At 45.7% G+C, this 17,312-nt stretch carries 11 protein-coding genes; 4 read left to right on the forward strand and 7 right to left on the reverse strand.

Annotation, left to right across the window (positions count from 1 at the left end):
• Positions 1–126: 126 nt before the first annotated feature.
• The 3 genes from F6K49_RS10940 to F6K49_RS10950 form a co-directional block, all read right to left on the reverse strand.
• Entirely contained in the window at positions 127–1,536 is a 1,410-nt protein-coding gene (locus tag F6K49_RS10940; RefSeq protein WP_293021397.1) for a DEAD/DEAH box helicase, read from the reverse strand.
• 793 nt (positions 1,537–2,329) lie between these two features.
• Positions 2,330–3,652 carry a 30S ribosomal protein S12 methylthiotransferase RimO gene (rimO, locus tag F6K49_RS10945; RefSeq protein WP_293046747.1) on the reverse strand — a complete coding sequence of 441 codons (1,323 nt, stop codon included), beginning with the start codon at positions 3,650–3,652 and terminating at the stop codon, positions 2,330–2,332.
• A gap of 627 nt (positions 3,653–4,279) precedes the next feature.
• Positions 4,280–4,414 carry a hypothetical protein gene (locus F6K49_RS10950; RefSeq protein WP_293068311.1) on the reverse strand — a complete coding sequence of 45 codons (135 nt, stop codon included), beginning with the start codon at positions 4,412–4,414 and terminating at the stop codon, positions 4,280–4,282.
• A gap of 107 nt (positions 4,415–4,521) precedes the next feature.
• On the opposite strand from F6K49_RS10950, the gene btpA reads away from it, so the two are divergent.
• The 4 genes from btpA to F6K49_RS10970 all read left to right on the forward strand — a co-directional run bounded on the left by btpA (position 4,522) and on the right by F6K49_RS10970 (position 8,070).
• Complete coding sequence (gene btpA, locus F6K49_RS10955) at positions 4,522–5,352, forward strand: photosystem I biogenesis protein BtpA (RefSeq protein WP_071104593.1); 831 nt, start codon at positions 4,522–4,524, stop codon at positions 5,350–5,352.
• Positions 5,353–5,572: 220 nt separating this feature from the next.
• On the forward strand, positions 5,573–6,565 hold the full coding sequence (locus F6K49_RS10960) for a vitamin K epoxide reductase family protein (RefSeq protein WP_293096548.1): 993 nt from the start codon (positions 5,573–5,575) through the stop codon (positions 6,563–6,565).
• Positions 6,566–6,607: 42 nt separating this feature from the next.
• Entirely contained in the window at positions 6,608–6,823 is a 216-nt protein-coding gene (locus F6K49_RS10965; protein WP_293096552.1) for a hypothetical protein, read from the forward strand.
• Positions 6,793–8,070 (forward strand): NAD(P)/FAD-dependent oxidoreductase, encoded by a 1,278-nt coding sequence (locus tag F6K49_RS10970; RefSeq protein WP_293096556.1) that lies wholly within the window; start codon positions 6,793–6,795, stop codon positions 8,068–8,070. The genes F6K49_RS10965 and F6K49_RS10970 overlap by 31 nt, the downstream gene beginning before the upstream one ends.
• A 61-nt stretch (positions 8,071–8,131) precedes the next feature.
• Here F6K49_RS10970 and F6K49_RS10975 read toward each other — a convergent pair whose 3' ends face one another.
• The 4 genes from F6K49_RS10975 to F6K49_RS10990 form a co-directional block, all read right to left on the reverse strand.
• Positions 8,132–8,572: a condensation domain-containing protein gene (locus F6K49_RS10975; RefSeq protein ID WP_293021389.1), complete on the reverse strand. Its 441-nt coding sequence runs from the start codon at positions 8,570–8,572 to the stop codon at positions 8,132–8,134.
• Between the two features lie 120 nt (positions 8,573–8,692).
• Positions 8,693–9,862, reverse strand: a complete 1,170-nt coding sequence (locus F6K49_RS10980) for a pyridoxal phosphate-dependent aminotransferase (RefSeq protein ID WP_070393215.1) — start codon at positions 9,860–9,862, stop codon at positions 8,693–8,695.
• 192 nt (positions 9,863–10,054) lie between these two features.
• Positions 10,055–15,439 (reverse strand): non-ribosomal peptide synthetase, encoded by a 5,385-nt coding sequence (locus F6K49_RS10985; protein WP_293096559.1) that lies wholly within the window; start codon positions 15,437–15,439, stop codon positions 10,055–10,057.
• 261 nt (positions 15,440–15,700) lie between these two features.
• Positions 15,701–16,915: a hypothetical protein gene (locus F6K49_RS10990; protein ID WP_293096562.1), complete on the reverse strand. Its 1,215-nt coding sequence runs from the start codon at positions 16,913–16,915 to the stop codon at positions 15,701–15,703.
• Positions 16,916–17,312: the final 397 nt, after the last annotated feature.

Below are 17,312 nucleotides of genomic sequence, written 5' to 3' on the forward strand. Positions count from 1 at the left end.
AGTATGAAGCATGAAGGTTATGATTTGTCAACCCTTCCATTGATTTTTATTGCTTACTCAGCAACTGGTATATTGTGCTACTTCATCCAATACGCCTTCATCCTTTACACTTCATCTTTGTCTATCTTATCTTGACTGATTCTGAATCACAGGCTTTCTCGGTTTTTCTGACCGATGGCGTTTGTCTGTGTTAAGCCGCAGTTTGGGACGTTCCACCATTCGTTCTTCGATATCGTCACTAATGGGGGGTTGAGTTTTGTCATAGAACAACTGCAATGCTGCCGCTGCGATCGCATGAGCATCATATTCTTCTTCCAATTCCCGTACAACTGGCAAGAAAGAAGCCATCCGTTCCCCTGATAAAGCTTCCCGTAACTCTGCCTGCAGTCTTTCTAAGCGCCGGGCTTCAATTTGTGAGCGGGTCGGAATCCGGGTAACTTCCAACCGTTGCCGCACCTTGCGCTCAATCTGGTAGAGTTTACGGCGTTCAAAGGGTTGAATCAGGGTAATTGCTGTTCCTGTCTTACCAGCACGACCGGTACGACCAATGCGGTGAATATAGCTTTCTACTTGATCTGGCAGGTCAAAATTGATCACATGGGTCAGATGATCCACATCTAGACCACGGGCAGCAATATCGGTTGCTACTACCCAACGCACTTGATTTTTCCGGAACCGATACAATAACCGCTCCCGCTGACTCTGACTCAAATCACCGTGGTACTCATCCACACTGTGACCAGCCGCTTGTAATTGGTTGGTTAGTTCAGCAGCCGCTTTTCGTGTTCGCACAAAAATGATTGAAGCTTCTGGGTCTTCCAGTTCCAGAATCGGATGGAGAGCCCTGATTTTTGAGCAGCCACGGGGTACCATGTAAACTCGCTGTTCAATGCGCGCTGGTGCTGCTTTCGATTGCTGAACTTTAACAGTGACCGGGGATTTCAGGAATTTGCTGACTAGGTCCTGAATTGGCCGGGGCATAGTTGCTGAGAAGCAAGTAGTCTGACGCTCTTCGGGAGTCTGTTGCAGGATTTTCTTAACATCATCGATAAAGCCCATGCTTAACATTTCATCCGCTTCATCGAGTACCACCCAGCTCAGGTTTTCCAGCTTCAGGTCTCCCCGGTCTAGCAAGTCAATCACCCGTCCGGGAGTTCCTACCACAATCTGAGCGCCTTTGTAGAGCATCCGAATTTGCCGCTCAATGGACTGACCACCGCAGACGGTTAGTATATGCAATCGACGGTCCTCACTGAAGTCCCGAATCGCTTGGTTAACTTGCTGGGCTAACTCTCGGGTTGGGGTTAGAATTAAGGCTTGTACGGTTCGCTTGTCCAAGTCAATGCGATCTAGCATTGGTAGGGAAAACGCTGCTGTTTTGCCAGTACCGGTTTGAGACATACCGAGTACATCATGGCCATTGAGCAGTTCAGGAATAGCTTGGGCTTGGATAGTAGTAGGTGTAGTGAAGCCGATTTTTTCGAGTTGGCTTACACAAGTTTCAGACAATCCCAGGCTTTGGAAAGAAACGGTCATAAGTTATTTTTCGATTTTTCGTTGGTTAGTTGTGGTTTTTTTCTGGTAAGTCAGAAAGTTAGTAGTTGAACGTGTGAGGAAACACTGTCATGGCTATAAAGACAGTGAGCCTTCAGGTTTTACTCACCATGGTTTTTGCCTTGACAAACCTATGATGAGATTAGATGAGTAGAAAGCGGTTTAGTTTCCACCCATTTGGTTAGGTGCGCTTTCCGTTGGCGAATTAAATTCGCCACGGGTCGCACCTGTTGATAGGCATCAACTCCTAAGTTGCACCTTGTCCCATAGGCAGTCGCGCTTTGGCTTAAACCCCCTCAGGTCGGGGCTGCATCGCGCTTCACCATCAGCTGGGGTCTGTTGCGACCTATTTAGTGTGTCTAAAAGCTTGAGATTAGGTTCATCCCACTAGAACACGTCTTACAGACGCAATGGTTAATGCCCTAGACACAGTTGTCAGGTTGAGGGTGGCTCCTTAGCTAGGTATTGCCCGTTGGATTGGGGTGGGTTAAATCATCCCAAATTTGACCCTCAAAGCTGAATTGATGCACCGCTCAGCTAGTTTTTACCCCCTAAGCAGGTCTTTTAAGTGTGCCGTTTACGCTGCCGTTTAGTGTGCGCTTTAGTGTGCCATTACTATGGGCGACAGACACCTGCTTTTGATAAGGCTAGAGGCCTTGTGAAAAGCTCCATAATCTAAAAGACCAAGGATTATGTCTGGTTCAGGATTGACCAGATTACTTGCCCTAGTGGTGGAGTGTTTAATTCCAGCCCCTAGTTAAAGCCTGTGGCTTGTTTACGGAGGTAGTACTACAGAACCATACAAGTCGTAGAAATCACAATCAGTAATTTCTACTGATACTATGGTTCCTAAAGAGGCATCACCTTGAACGTAGACCAATCCATCCACCTCAGGGGCAAACCTGGCACTGCGACCAATAAATTCACCCGTTAAGGGATTTTCTTGTTCTATGAGAACATCAACTATCTTGCCCAGACAGTTTTGATTTTTTTTCAAGGAAATCGGTTGTTGAACTGCCATCAGGGCATCCCGTCTGGCATCCATCACCCCTTGGGGCAACTGATTAGGCAATTTGTATGCTGCTGTTCCCTCCTCCGCAGAAAAGGTAAACACTCCAACATGGTCAAATTCATGATGCTGGACAAATTCCAGCAAGTGTTCAAAGTGCTGCTCTGTCTCGCCGGGAAACCCGACAATAAAGGTGGTTCGCAACACTGCATCAGGAAGTGCAGTTTTTAGTTGCGTGATTATAGCGTCATTTACTCGTCCCTGCCAAGGACGGTTCATGGAGCGGAGGATTTCTGGATGGGAGTGCTGTAGAGGCAAATCGAGATAAGGAAGAACATTATGAGTTTCCTGAATGGCTTTTATGACGGATGGGGTTAAACCGGTGGGATAGGCGTAGTGGATCCGAATCCAGGGGATGTCTACTTCACCTAATGCTCTCAACAGTTCTGGCAGTTTCGGTTCGCCGTATATGTCTAAACCATAGTTGGTGGTGATTTGGGAAATTAAAATCAGCTCTTGAACCCCTTGAGATGCCAACTGCTCGGCTTCCGCAACAATGGATTCTATGGTACGCGATCGCTGCTTTCCCCGGAGGTGCGGAATTATACAGAAGGAACAGCGGTAATCACACCCTTCTGCGACCCGCAGGTAAGCAACCCCTTCAGAAGTTGTTCGGTAGCGTGGCGTTGTTTCGTCAGCAATGTAGGTTGGTTCAGTAGAAACCTCTTGAACGCGATCGCCTGTTTCTACTCTTTGGATTACATCTACTATTTTATGGTAGTCCCCGGTTCCCACCACTGCCACTGCCTCTGGCAACTCTTCCAATAGTTGGCTTTGGAAGTGTTGAGCCATACAGCCGGTAATCACAATTTTTTGATCAGCTTCCGCCAGTTCTACCAGCGTGCGCACTGATTCTCGCCGCGCTTCTTCTATAAAACTACAGGTATTTACAATAACATACTCAGCTAATTCTTCATTGGCATCTACCTGGTATCCTGCCTGCACCAGCAGACCCAGCATATGTTCGGTATCAATGCGATTTTTCTCGCACCCCAAGTGAGATATTGCTACAGTTGGCTTTTTGCCCATTCATTCATCATTTTATATTGTACTACGGCTTAGTCACATAACCTACTGCCCTTTACCAGAACCTTACACCATTGATTGAGCTTGGTGTGATTGAGCTTAGTGTGTAAGTGATGTGCTCAACTCCTAATCTGCTCTGCTAATCTACTAGTACTGATGTTCCATGTTGATTTCACTATCAAAACCTATACACTCATTCTAAATTAAATTTTATTAAAATATTCAAAAAAATATGAGGAAATCTAAAAATATCCCTCACAGAAAATCATGGGCTCGCGGGGATCGTGACTCCAACGGGCTCGTGTTGGTAAGCTCCCTCTATGGGGGAGCGGGGGGCTGAGCTCCTACAGGGATTAAATCGAGTAGTGCTGATCTGGGCTCTTAACCACAAGCAGCTCGAAAAGCTCAAAGTTGACAGGACAAAGGTACAATCTACTGGTACTATATATAATCCTATTTTACCCTTGACCTAGCATCAGTAGGCATCAAAAACAGATGTAGTAGTTTTAGGGCTCACCTCTGTTAACCTACCACCACTAGAAATCGTCTTCAGGAATTAAGGTGCTTGCTTTGGGGATAGCACTGACCGATACAATTGGTTTGAGCGACTGGTTTTAGCAACCGGGAGAACTAAATCCCAGGTTTCATCAAATAGAGTAAGCACCATAGCTTTACCATTAATGCCAGTGGTAGACCGATGCCAGAAAGCGATGCAGCGCGGTCTTGGGGGTTTCCCCCATGAGCGACTGCATCAAGACAAGGCATCCGACCTCTCAATTCCCAAGTTTTCTACAGGGGGCGCTGAGGCGCTCTATCTGTAGCTTTTCCTCCCCGCTCCCTGATGAGATGGGGCTTCCAAACATCCCACGATTGTGAACTTAGAGCAAATTTTCCAGACACCGAATCCGATCATAGGAGTTGTGCATTTGCTGCCACTCCCTACTTCCCCGCGCTGGGGGGGTAGCCTGCAAGCTGTGATTGACCGAGCCGAGCAAGAGGTCACCGCCTTAGGGTCTGGTGGAGTCGATGGGGTGATTGTTGAGAATTTTTTCGACGCCCCATTTACTAAAAACCAGGTCGATCCAGCAGTAGTCAGTACCATGACGATCATAGTCCAGCGACTGATGAACCTGGTTCCCATACCAATAGGGATCAATATTTTACGCAATGATGCTCATAGTGCTTTAGCAATTGCTACTTGTGTAGGGGCTAAATTTATCCGTGTTAATGTTCTGACTGGGATTATGGCAACAGACCAGGGGTTAATTGAGGGACAGGCTCATACACTCTTGCGCTACCGTCGGGCACTGGGTAGTGATGTTAAGATTCTTGCTGATGTTCTAGTCAAACATGGACAACCTTTGGAGTCACCGAATATCACCATAGCTGTACAAGAAACCATAGAGCGGGGGTTAGCTGATGGTGTGATTCTCTCTGGCTGGGGAACCGGTACTCCTACTAATCCCCAAGACCTGGTGTTAGCCTCGGCGGCGGCTAAGGGCAAACCAGTGTTTATTGGCAGTGGGGCTAATTGGGAAAATATCTCCACCCTGATGCAATATGCTGATGGGGTAATTGTCTCTAGTTCCCTCAAGCGTCGTGGACAAATTGATCAACCTATTGATCCGATTCGGGTCAGTCAATTTGTCGAAGCAGTACGCAGTAGTGTGTCTGCTAAACAAGAAGAAAAACCAATTGTTTGAAGGTTGGCCAGTTGAAGGTTGAAGGTTGGCCGGTTGAACGCGCACGCGTGGCCAATAGGCCAAGGTTATCAGGTTGAACGCGCACGCGTGGCCAATAGGCCAAGGTTGGCCGGTTGACTTTCAACAGTATGTCACCTTGGTTTCTGTCTATTGGTTGTTTGACTTGATAACGTAATAGTTAGAACTTTCAAGCAACCCCTATTCCTCATTAATCTAGATTATGAGTGTGAGTCGTCGGCGTTCTGCCCCCTGGATTTATCGTTGGTCCCGTCAGCTGATTGCTGCGATCGCTGTCGTGGGTGCCCTGTTAACTGCTTATCTGACTGTGGTTAAACTGACAGGTGGTACTGCAGTTTGCAGCGCGGGTGCAGCTAATGCTTCTAGCTGTAATGATGTCCTTTCCAGCCCTTATGCTAGTATATTTGGTCTGCCACTAACCTTGTTTGGTTTCTTGGCATACACCAGTATGGCTACATTTGCCTTGGCTCCGTTGTTAGTAAAGGGAGACCCAAAGAAGGGACTTCGCTCAAAACTAGAAAATTGGACTTGGTTACTGCTGTTAGCAGGCGCAGCAGCTATGACAGTTTTCAGTAGCTACTTGATGTACTTGCTAGCGTTTGAGATCCAAGCACTCTGTATATACTGCATCACTTCAGCATTATTTGCCATTAGCCTGCTAGTCCTAACCCTTGTGGGTCGCAGTTGGGAAGATATTGGTCAAATTTTCTTTATCGGTCTGATCGTAGGCATGATCACCTTGGTGGGTACCTTAGGAGTTTATGCTAATGTTGGAGAATCCGTGGCCACATCAGCAGACAATGGTGGTCCAATTCCCACAGCCTCTGGTGCGCCAAACGCAGCTATTGGTGGCTGGAAAGTTACCACAACCTCTGGTCAATCGGAAATTGATCTGGCTCGTCATTTGACTGAAGTTGGTGCAAAGAAATACGGAGCTTACTGGTGTCCCCACTGCTATGAGCAGAAGCAACTGTTTGGAAAACAGGCATTCTCTCAAATCAATTATATAGAGTGTGCTCGTGATGGCAAAAATGCTCAGACAGAAGCCTGTATCGCTGCTGGAATTCAATCCTATCCTACTTGGCAAATTAATGGCGAATTGCTCCCTGGTGTCCGAACTCTAGAAGAATTGGCTAATGTCACTGACTATCAAGGCTCAAGGGACTTTAAGTACTCTTTGCCAGGACGATCCTAATTGGGAAGTGTGGGAAGTGTGGGGAGATGGGGAGGTGGGGAGATGGGGAGATGGGGAGATGGGGAGATGGGGAGATGGGGAGATGGGGAGATGGGGAGATTTTTATTAAGGGTAATTATCGGTTCTCATATTAATAAGGTAAACAAGATTTTTTCCCTGTTCCCGATTCCCGATTCCCGATTCCCGATTCCCGATTCCCAATTCCCAATTCCCGATTCCCGATTCCCTTGGATAATTCACGAAATCTCCATGTTGTAGTCATTGGTGGTGGAGCCGCTGGTTTTTTTGGGGCAATTACCTGTGCCACTACTCATCCCCATACCAATGTCACTCTCCTAGAAGCCTCACGCCAGCCATTATCGAAGGTGCGCATCTCTGGTGGTGGACGCTGTAATGTTACTCATGCTTGTTTTGACCCAGCCCAGTTGGTGCAAGCTTACCCGAGGGGAAGCAAAGCATTGCGAGGGGCTTACACCCGCTTTCAACCGAAGGATACCATTGCTTGGTTTGGTGCTCACGGTGTTGAGCTGAAAACTGAGCCTGATGGCAGGATGTTTCCGATTACTGATAGTTCCGAAACGATTGTTGATTGTCTCTTACAAGTGGCTAAGAGGGCAGGGGTAAAGATTCGCACCAGTAATCCGGTTAAGTCGATCTCTCGGCAATCTTCCCAACACCCAACTCCTGACACTCCACACCAGACCCCAGGAGGATTTGAAATTGGGTTGAGGAATGGTGAGATTATAAAATGCGATCGCGTTTTGATTGCTACCGGTAGCAATCCCCTAGGCTACCGTTGGGCAAAAGCCTTAGGTCATACCATCGAAACCCCCGTTCCTTCTTTATTCACCTTTAATATCCCAGACTCCCGTTTACAGGATTTAGCTGGGGTAAGTGTTAAACAGGTGTGCCTCAAATTACCCGATGCTGGTAAAACGTTGAAGGAACAAACGGGACCATTGCTAATTACCCACTGGGGTTTAAGTGGTCCAGTGGTACTCAAGCTTTCTGCTTGGGGGGCGAGAGTGTTGCACGAACACCATTATCAAATGCCCTTGTTAGTGAATTGGCTTCCTGAGTATAATCCAGACCGATTGCGCAAATTACTCCTTGATGTTAAATCCCAGTTACCTCGACGCTTCATTACTACTAGTTGTCCCATTCCTATCCCAAAGCGCCTTTGGGTGAGCTTAGTTACTAGTGTGGGAGTGGGAGCACAAAACCGTTGGGCTGAGTTATCGAAAAAAACCGTACATCAGTTAGTTCAAGAACTGACTCAAGGACGCTATTTGATTCAAGGTAAAGGGGTTTTTAAGGAAGAGTTTGTTACTTGTGGTGGTGTTAGTCTCAAAGAGGTGAATTTCAAGACTATGGAAAGCCGCCAATGTCCAGGTCTTTACTTTGCTGGGGAAATTCTCGATATTGATGGAATTACCGGGGGATTTAATTTTCAGAGTGCTTGGACAACGGGTTGGTTAGGAGGTCAAGGTATTGGAAATAGTTAGTGTTGTGGGAATTGATAATTTGTCTTTTATTTGTCCATTAATTGTGATATTATTTGCGTCCTTAGTTAGAGTTCAAAATCCCAACGTACCAGTAAGCCATTTCAGAGTTTTGTAAGTCAACCAGGGCTTTCCCCAGTTCAACCCCTTGTTGTCGATCCCTGTCTAAAAAATCATCCATCTTGGCTGTTTGGGCTTCAGGAGATAGGGTTCGCCAGTCATGCTCAATCCAGGTTAGCTTGAAGGTTTTACGTACAACTTGCACCGGCTGCTTACGGTTTCTCCAAACAAATAAGGTGCGCAAAACTGGGTGTCTTTCTACCAGTCTCACCCAAGCCTGTTCAAAGAACTTCGGATTCAGCTTGCCGTGAATCGTCAACTTAAATTGGTCGAAATATACCCGATGTTCCGGGTGATACAATGTCTGAAATAATATCCCTTTTTGCGTTGAGGAAAGGGGATACATTGCTTCAATATCTTTAGTTTTATTTTGGGCAACAACCATTTTTTATATTGAGAATTTTTATGTTAAAGTCTTAAGAAATAAGGGAACAGGGAATGGGGAATAGGGAACAGGCAAGAGGCAACACTAGGGAATCTCCGTGCCTTTAGGTCGGGGAAGATGTTAAATGAGAGTATGAACTGCCTGCTCAATTCGATCCAATGCCTCTTCAATCTTGCTGAATGAGTTTGCGTAGGACAGGCGTAAATATCCCTGACCTTGATTGCCAAAAGAAGAACCAGGTAACACTACCACCCCAGCCTCAGTCATCAAATAATCTGCTATGGCTTGATCATCTAACGGTAACTGGGAGACATTTGGAAATGCATAGAATGCCCCTCTTGGCATTTGACAACTGATACCAGCTATTTGGTTGATCCTGGTGACAATCATATCTCGACGCCGATGAAATTCCATCACCATCTTCTCAACAAAGGTTTGGTCTCCTTCCAGGGCAGTCACCCCTGCCAATTGAGTAAACGAACAGGTACAGGAATTGGTATTGATCATGAGTTGAGTTAGCTTTTCACTGATTTCTGGAGATGCAACGGCATAGCCCAAACGCCAGCCAGTCATAGCATAGGTTTTAGAAAAACCATCTAGTAAAATAGTGCGCTCCTCCATGCCTGGCAAACTTGCAATACTAGTATGGGTCTGGTCGTAGAGAATATGAGAATAGATTTCGTCTGCGAGAATGTAGAAGTCGTATTGCTGAGCAAGGGTAGCAATTTCAGCTAGATCCTCAGACGTCAGCACTCCCCCAGTTGGGTTTTGAGGAGAGTTGAGGATCAATAACTTGGTACAATCGTTGACTAGGGTTTTCAAATCCTCAATTTGGATGCGAAAGTTCACGACTTCTCGCAAAGGTAGCGGAACAGGTTTAGCTCCGACAAAGTCAATAACTGATTTGTAAATGGGAAACCCTGGATTTGGGTAAATGACCTCATCTTGGGGATCAACCAGAGCCAGAATAGTCAAGAATATTACGGGTTTTGCCCCTGGCATTATGACAACCCGATCGGGTTCGACTGACAAATGCCGGGTTTTGGAAATGTGGCGTGCGATCGCTGACTTCAGTTCTGGTAGTCCTGCTGCAGGACCATAACCCGTGTGGCCCGCTTGCATGGCTTGGTAGGCTGCCTTACAAATGTGAGGAGGAGTAGGAAAATCTGGCTGTCCAATCTCCATATGAATTATATCTCGTCCTTGGGCCTCCAATTGTTTGGCTTTGGCGAGATATTCAAAGGCAGCTTCAGTGCCTAACCGTTCCATTCGGAGCGCAAAAGTTCTCATGGTCTTGATGTAATCGTTTATTCACTTTTCCAGTGCAGTGCGCTTGAGTTATAGTGTGGTAGTGTAGGTTATCCTGTGCCCCTCCCACTGTTTTTGTACTTGATGTGTTCAGTACTGTAACATACAATGCCAGCCACCAAGCCTCTCTCGTTACCACTCCGGATGCGCGGAATTCCCCATCTGTAGCTTAGGTCATATCTCAATTTCCTCAGTGTTTTTAACTGCTGCAAGGTCCACTGCATCTCGACCAAACCATAGCACTAGATCGATGTGTTTAGCCCACCCAGCTACCGTTGGATATTCAAAGAGGCTTTGGATTGGCAGTTCAATCTGCAAAGTTTGACGGAGCTTTGAAATGACCCGAGTAGCAAGGAGAGAATGACCACCCAATTCAAAGAAGTTGTCGTGAATACTGATGCGATCGCATTTCATGACTTCAGACCAGATTTTAACAATCCTGTACTCAGTTTCAGTTTGGGGTGCAGTAAACTCAAGCCTGTGAGGGAGTTGAGAAAAGTCAGGAATCGGCAGAGATCGACGATCTACCTTGCCATTTAGGGTTAAAGGCAAGGTTCTTAATTGTACAAAGGCGGAGGGGATCATATAATCTGGTAGCCTCTGCTTGAGAAACTGTTGGAGTTGATTAGGGAGAATTTGCTTATCTGCCTCAACTACAAAGTAAGCGACTAACCGCTTATCTCCTGGATTATCTTCTCGGGCTAACACAACGACTGCCTGTAAATCAGGATGCTCACCGAGCACTGTTTCGATCTCTCCTAACTCAATGCGGAAACCCCGAATCTTAACTTGATGATCAATCCGTCCTATAAATTCGAGATTTCCATCTGAACGGTAGCGGCAAAGATCACCAGTTTTGTAGAGGCGACCCAAAGCAGGATGGCAGATAAATCGTTCTGCTGTCAGATTAGGACGGTTAAAGTACTCGCGTGCTAAACCATCGCCACCAATATAAAGCTCTCCCGAAACTCCTATAGGAACTGGATGATAGCTGTCATCCAACAGATAAACCTGAGTATTTGAAATCGCACAACCGATTGGAACCGACGTGCCAATGGCTTCAAGATTTCGGATTGGGTAACAGCAGGTAAAAGTTGTATTCTCCGTCGGACCATAACCATTAATTACAAGGGTATTCGGTAAGGCTCGAACTGCTTTCTTGACATGGGTAACTGACAGAACGTCTCCCCCCGCCAGAAGTTGTCGAACTGAGGTGAAAGACTCCAAATGCTCTTCTACCATCTGATGGAAGAGTCCAGAGGTGAGCCAAACTACAGTGATTTGGTGATGTGATAGCAGATGTGCGATCTCTGCCAGAGATGGACGAGCAGCAGGAGCTAGGACTAATTTTGCTCCATTGAGCAAAGCCCCCCAAACTTCGAAGGTGGCCGCATCAAAGGCAATGGAAGCTAGTTGTAGGCATGTGTCGTCTGAGCAAATTGTCACATAGTTAGGATCGATCGCCAAACGTATCACTGCTTGATGGGGAATACTAACTCCTTTGGGTTGACCCGTAGAGCCAGAAGTATAGATTACATAGGCTAGACTCTCTCTTGTCACCAATTGCGGCTCTGACGAGCTATCAGACTGCACTTCATAAGATTGCAATCCATTGGATTGTGTCAAATCAATCTCATCGAGACAAATCAGGACACACTGCTCATAATTGGCTAATCGGGAGCGCAAAGTCGTTTGCGTAATTAATACGGGAATTTGCGTTTCATTTAAGATGAAAGCCAAGCGCTCCGAAGGATAGTTGGAATCAAGGGGAACGTAGGCTCCTCCAGCTTTGAGAGTTCCTAGCATGGCAACAATCAACTCTGGTGATCGTTCCAGGCAAAGGCCGACCAATACTTCTCGTTCTACACCCAAGGTCTGCAAATAAGTGGCAAGCTGATTTGCACGGCGATCCAGTTCTCGATAAGAGAGCTGTTGTTCTCCAAACACTAAGGCAACCGCATCTGGTGTACGTTCTACTTGTTGTTCAAATAGATGGTGTATGGAGGAATCACCGGGATAATCTCTATGGGCTTGGCTCCATTGTGCCAGTAATTGCTGCTGTTCTGCTTCGGTTAGCAGGGGTAACTCAGAAATTAATTGATCTGGATTGGCAACAATCCCTTTAAGCAAGGTTTGAAAGTGGTGATGCAATCGTTGAATTGTGTTAGATGTGAATAAATCACTGTTATACTCCCAAACCCCTTGCAACCCTTGAGAAGCTTCCCGCATTGACAAAATCAAATCAAATTTTGCAGTGGTCCGTTCTACCCTTCGTGGACTCACAGTTACGCCTGGAAAACTCAAGGCATGGGATGGGATGCTATTTTGCAATACAAACATGACCTGAACCAGGGGATGATAGCTCAGGTTGCGATCTGGATTTAATTCCTCTACTAACTTCTCAAACGGGAGATCCTGATGGGCATAAGCATTTAAGGCAACTTGGCGAGTTCGTTGCAACAATTCTAAGAAGCTTGGATTCCCTTCAAGGTTGTTACGCAACACCAATGTATTGACAAAGAATCCAATGAGAGGCTCAATTTCCTGACGATTACGATTGGCAATTGGCGACCCAATGACGATGTCAGTTGAGTTGCTGTAGCGATAGAGTAAGATTGAAAACGCGCTCAGAAGTGATATGAAGAGGGTAGTGCCAGATTGTTGACTGAGAAGTTGTAATTTTTGGGTTAACTGAGCATCTAAATGGAATTCAATCGTGCTACCCCGAAAAACTTGTTTTGCTGGACGTGGGTAGTCGGTTGGTAAATCTAGCAGGGGTGGACTGTCTGCAAGTTGGTTTCGCCAGTAGTCGAGTAAGGTCTCCAGAACTTGTCCTTGTAACCATTGATGCTGCCAATAGGCAAAATCTGCATATTGAATGGGCAAGGGTGCCAGCGGTAAAGGTTCCGATTGACAAAAAGCAGTATAGAGTTCGGAGAGTTCTTGCTGAAAGATGCCCAGTGACCAATCATCGGCAACGATGTGATGGATTGTAATCACAAGCACATGGACTGTTGTACTGCATTTCAAAAGCTTGCAACGAACAAGCGTATCTTGGGCAAGGACAAACGGTGTTTGAGCCTCAGCATTAATCAAAATCTGAATCTGAGATTCTAGTTCTGTTGGGGGAAGCGATTGTAAGTCGATTAGGGGAACCTGAACTGTAACGTCAAGTTGAATTTTTTGATATGGAGCAGCATTATCGCTCGGAAAAATGGTCCGTAGCCCTTCGTGGCGCTGCACAATTGTTTGAAGACTTTGGGTCAGTACTGATAGATTTAAGTCTCCTTCCAGTTGCCAGACATTTGAAATATTATAAGTTGAACTAGGTCCTTCTAATTGATCAAGAAACCAAAGACGTTGCTGAGCAAAAGATAAAGGAACCTTGGTGTCTTTGGGAACTGAACTAATGGTTGTCAGTTTAATTGAGTCTGTTGGCTGGATAGTGTCGATCGACTGGGCTAATTCCATCAAAGTGGGATAAGCAAACACTTGAGCCAGAGGTAATTCAATGAAGAATACGTCCCTGATCCGAGAAATCACCTGCGTTGCAAGCAGGGAATGTCCACCCAATTCAAAGAAGTTATCGTCAAGGCTAATCTGAGTAAGATTGAGAATGTCACACCAAATCTTGGCAAGCTTCACTTCGGTCTCTGTACGGGGAGCAATCAATTCTCGGTTTTCAAACTGCGCTTCTTGTTGTGCAAGCAGCACCTTACGATCGACTTTGCCATTCGGAGTTAGGGGAAGATCTTCCAGAATCACAAACTTGGATGGCACCACATAGCGAGATACTTGGGCTTGGAGATATGTCTTGAGTTGATGGATCAGCTCTGAGTTTGACTCAGCAACGGTAAGACTATCTATCTTCACAGACTTGCCAGATCTTACCGTTTGGAGGGCGATTTCAATTTGCTCCCAATTGTTATCCTCACGAGACAGGGATGTTGGTTCGAGGGTTAAATAAGCAACTAAATAAGGTTCATTCAGGTTCGTTTTCAGATCTAAAACAGCAGCTTCCCTAACGGTGGGATGTTGAGAGAGAATTGCTTCAATTTCGTCTATTTCAACTCGAACACCATTAATCTTAACTTGACGATCTACACGCCCCAACATTTCAAAAACCCCATCGCTCCGACATCGCCCCAAATCTCCAGTTTTGTAGAGGTAGAATGGAACAGTCTGGTCAAGTTCTTGTTCACTATTGCCGGACTTATGATTAATCAAGGGATTAACGATAAACCTTTCATCATTCAGTTCTGGGCGTTTAAAGTATCCCTGAGATACCGCTGGTCCTCCCACGTAGATTTCCCCGCAAGTTCCAGGCGCTACAGGGGTTAAATTATCATCAAGGATGTAGAGTTTCATCCCTGGTAATGGCTGACCGATCGGCATCACAGCGCCAGGTTCTCCGGATTGGTAAAAACAAAAGGCAACCGAACCTGTTGCCTCTGCTTGACCATATAGATTCAACGTCGCAGCAGGATGCTGTAACCTCTCTTGCCAGATCTGAGGAATATATTGGGGGACAGGTTCCCCATGACCGTTAACAAATCGTAGAGTGTTGGTCAGAAGTTTCTGGCGCGTATCAGGAGGCAAATGCTGTAGGGTTGAATTTAGAATTCGCCAATAGGATGGCACCATATCCATTAAGGTAACCTGCTGATCCTTTGCCAGTTGTAGCACTTTGAGCGGGATTTGACGTTCTTCCGAGGTCGCGATAACAACAGTTGCCCCATGTGATAGGGGTGACAATAACTGACGGGCAGATGTGGCAAAGCAGATGGAGGCAAGGTGCAAATAAATATCAGTGGATTGCAGAGCCATGGGCTGAACGATCGACCAACAGTAATGTGCCAGATTCCGATGGCTGATCATTACGCCTTTGGGTTTGCCCGTTGAACCAGAGGTGTAAATAATATAAGCGAGGCGATCGAGGGGGTTGATTTCAGGAGAAGATTTGGCTCGCTTGTCCCAGCTCAGTTTATCGCGGCCTTCACTGCACTGATCTACAGAAGGAGGATCTTCCACCTTCGACGGGGAAAGATCCTTGGCCGTCACTGGCGCAGAAATCGCTGTCGAGACAGATGGTTTTAATTTCGATGAGATTACTGAAGCAAGGGACAAACGACCGTCGGTCTCGACCTTTAACGTGATCACCTGTGCAATTGTTGATAGTTTTGGTAAATCCTGACACAACTGAGGTTCAGTTAAGACTATCGCTGCTTCAGTCTCTGCCAGCATAAATTCGAGACGCTGCTTGGGATATTGACTATCAAGTGGAACATAGGCACAACCCGCTTTCCAAATTCCCAATAAACCAACAATCATAGCCAACGATCGATCCATATACAGCCCGATCAATCCTCCGGATTCAATCTCTAAATGCTGCAAATGCTCAGCAACTTGATCGGCAAGCTGATTGAGTATGCGATAGGTCAGGGTCTGACCTCCACAAATTACAGCAGTTTTGTTAGGTATATTGTGGGCATAAGCATCTATCAGTTGATAGATACATTGGTTTCTTTGTTCAGGCAACACTTGATGTTTCAGATTCATCAGTAAGTTTTCCTCACCAGGTTCTTGCTTTGGAGTTGAAAGAGTGGCAATGGGGGGGTGATCATAACTAAAGAACCGATTGGTAGGTTAAGGGTAGAGGGTCACCGATAAGTAGGTGGGCATAAATAAACGTTAAAACTCAAAATCCGAAAATGAAGCTGGAATCCTCTATTCATAGGGGTTTCATGATTTTGAATTTCCATCGCTATTTTACACTTAATTACGCCCACCTACTTATCAAAAATCACGATTGCAGTGAGATCATGAAGGTTTTTGGGATCGATTCACTAAATCAACCAATTCATGATCAAATAGCATTCGCTTATTCTGAATTGTCCCTTCACGAATCTGGGGCAACAGTTTGAGAGCAGCTTCATCAGTCAACGGTATCCCCAACCCAGCAAATTTATGCTGGACGGCACGTTTGCCAGAATGTTTATTGATACCTAAACGTCGAGCAGTGTTAGTTTTGCCAACAAATTCAGGGCTTATCAGCTCGTAATTTGCAGGGCTTTTCAACACACCATCTACATGAATACCTGAGGAATGAGACCAAATATTGGGACCTACTACTGGTGCATTAATCGGGATCGGGCGACTACTTGCTTGCGAGACATAATCACAAACGCTGGAGAGTCTCGATTCCTGTACAGATAGATTTATATTTAGCCCAACTTTCAATGCACCCACTAATGTAGCCAAATCAGTGTTACCAGCTCGCTCACCAATTCCATTCACTGTAGTGGTTAAATAGAGCTTCCGGCTTGGTCGTTCTTTTTGGGCCTCATACCAGAGATCAAATGCTTTGATCGCAGCCACACAGTTGGCAACCGCCATACCCAGATCGTTATGGGCATGGAGTTCCACATCGATTTCCGAGTTATTGAGAATATCCGTTATGATATCGAAGATCATGAAGGGATCAGTGCGACCTACGGTATCGCAGAGCCGTACTCGATCTGCACCTGTTTCTTCTGACATCTGGATCATCTCAAATAAAAATGAGCGATCAGCATTAAAAGCATCCTGAAAGTCAGAAACAGCGTATAAGCCGTTCTCCTTGATGAAAGCTAATGCACTCCGTTGAGCTTGTAAGATTTTGTCCGGTGTAGATCTCAGGATGCTATCAATCATATAAGGGGTAATCGGAGTAGAAGAGCAGCAGCCATCTAGGCCCAACTTAACTGACCAGGATAGTTCTTCACGCAATGGCCGATGCCAGCCTAACACCCGTGCTGAGATACGCCCATTGGTTTTACGGGAAATCAGCTCTTGCAGGTAGGTCCTTTCACTTCCTTCTTGAGCTGGAAATCCAGCTTCCAACTCCTGAATGTCTAGTGCATCAAGTTGTCTAGCAATTTCCAACTTTTCCTCATTGCTGAAGACAATGCCAAATGTCTGTTCACCATCACGGAGGGTAGTATCTGAAATTATGATTAAATCTTTCAGGTCATTACTTTTCATTAATTGATTCATGGTTTTTTCCAGAGAGATCTTGAAAAAGGTGTTACAATGTACGTTTTTCGATTGTTCAATTAGAAAAGGTTAATAGGATGTAAGAGTAGTTCACACGTTACCTTAACCTTGAGGGTATAAATTATTACTTTTCAAATGATTACAGAATTTTACCACGGCTTCAAGGCGAAAAAATTCTGCTTCAGAAACAGGTGAATGATATCCTATAAGGATTGCTTGGCTAGACGCCTACTTCCCCCACTTCGCAATTACGATGTTAGATTTACTGCAATCATCTCGAATTCAGTTTCTATGGCGAGGGTGTCAGAATGTCGCTGGGATAACTTTAAGATTGGTAGTGATCTGTTTTCTAGTGCAAACCGCGATCGCCTGGAGTGACCTTGCCTACATTAGGACA

It is taken from the genome of Moorena sp. SIO3I6 (genome assembly GCF_010672095.1).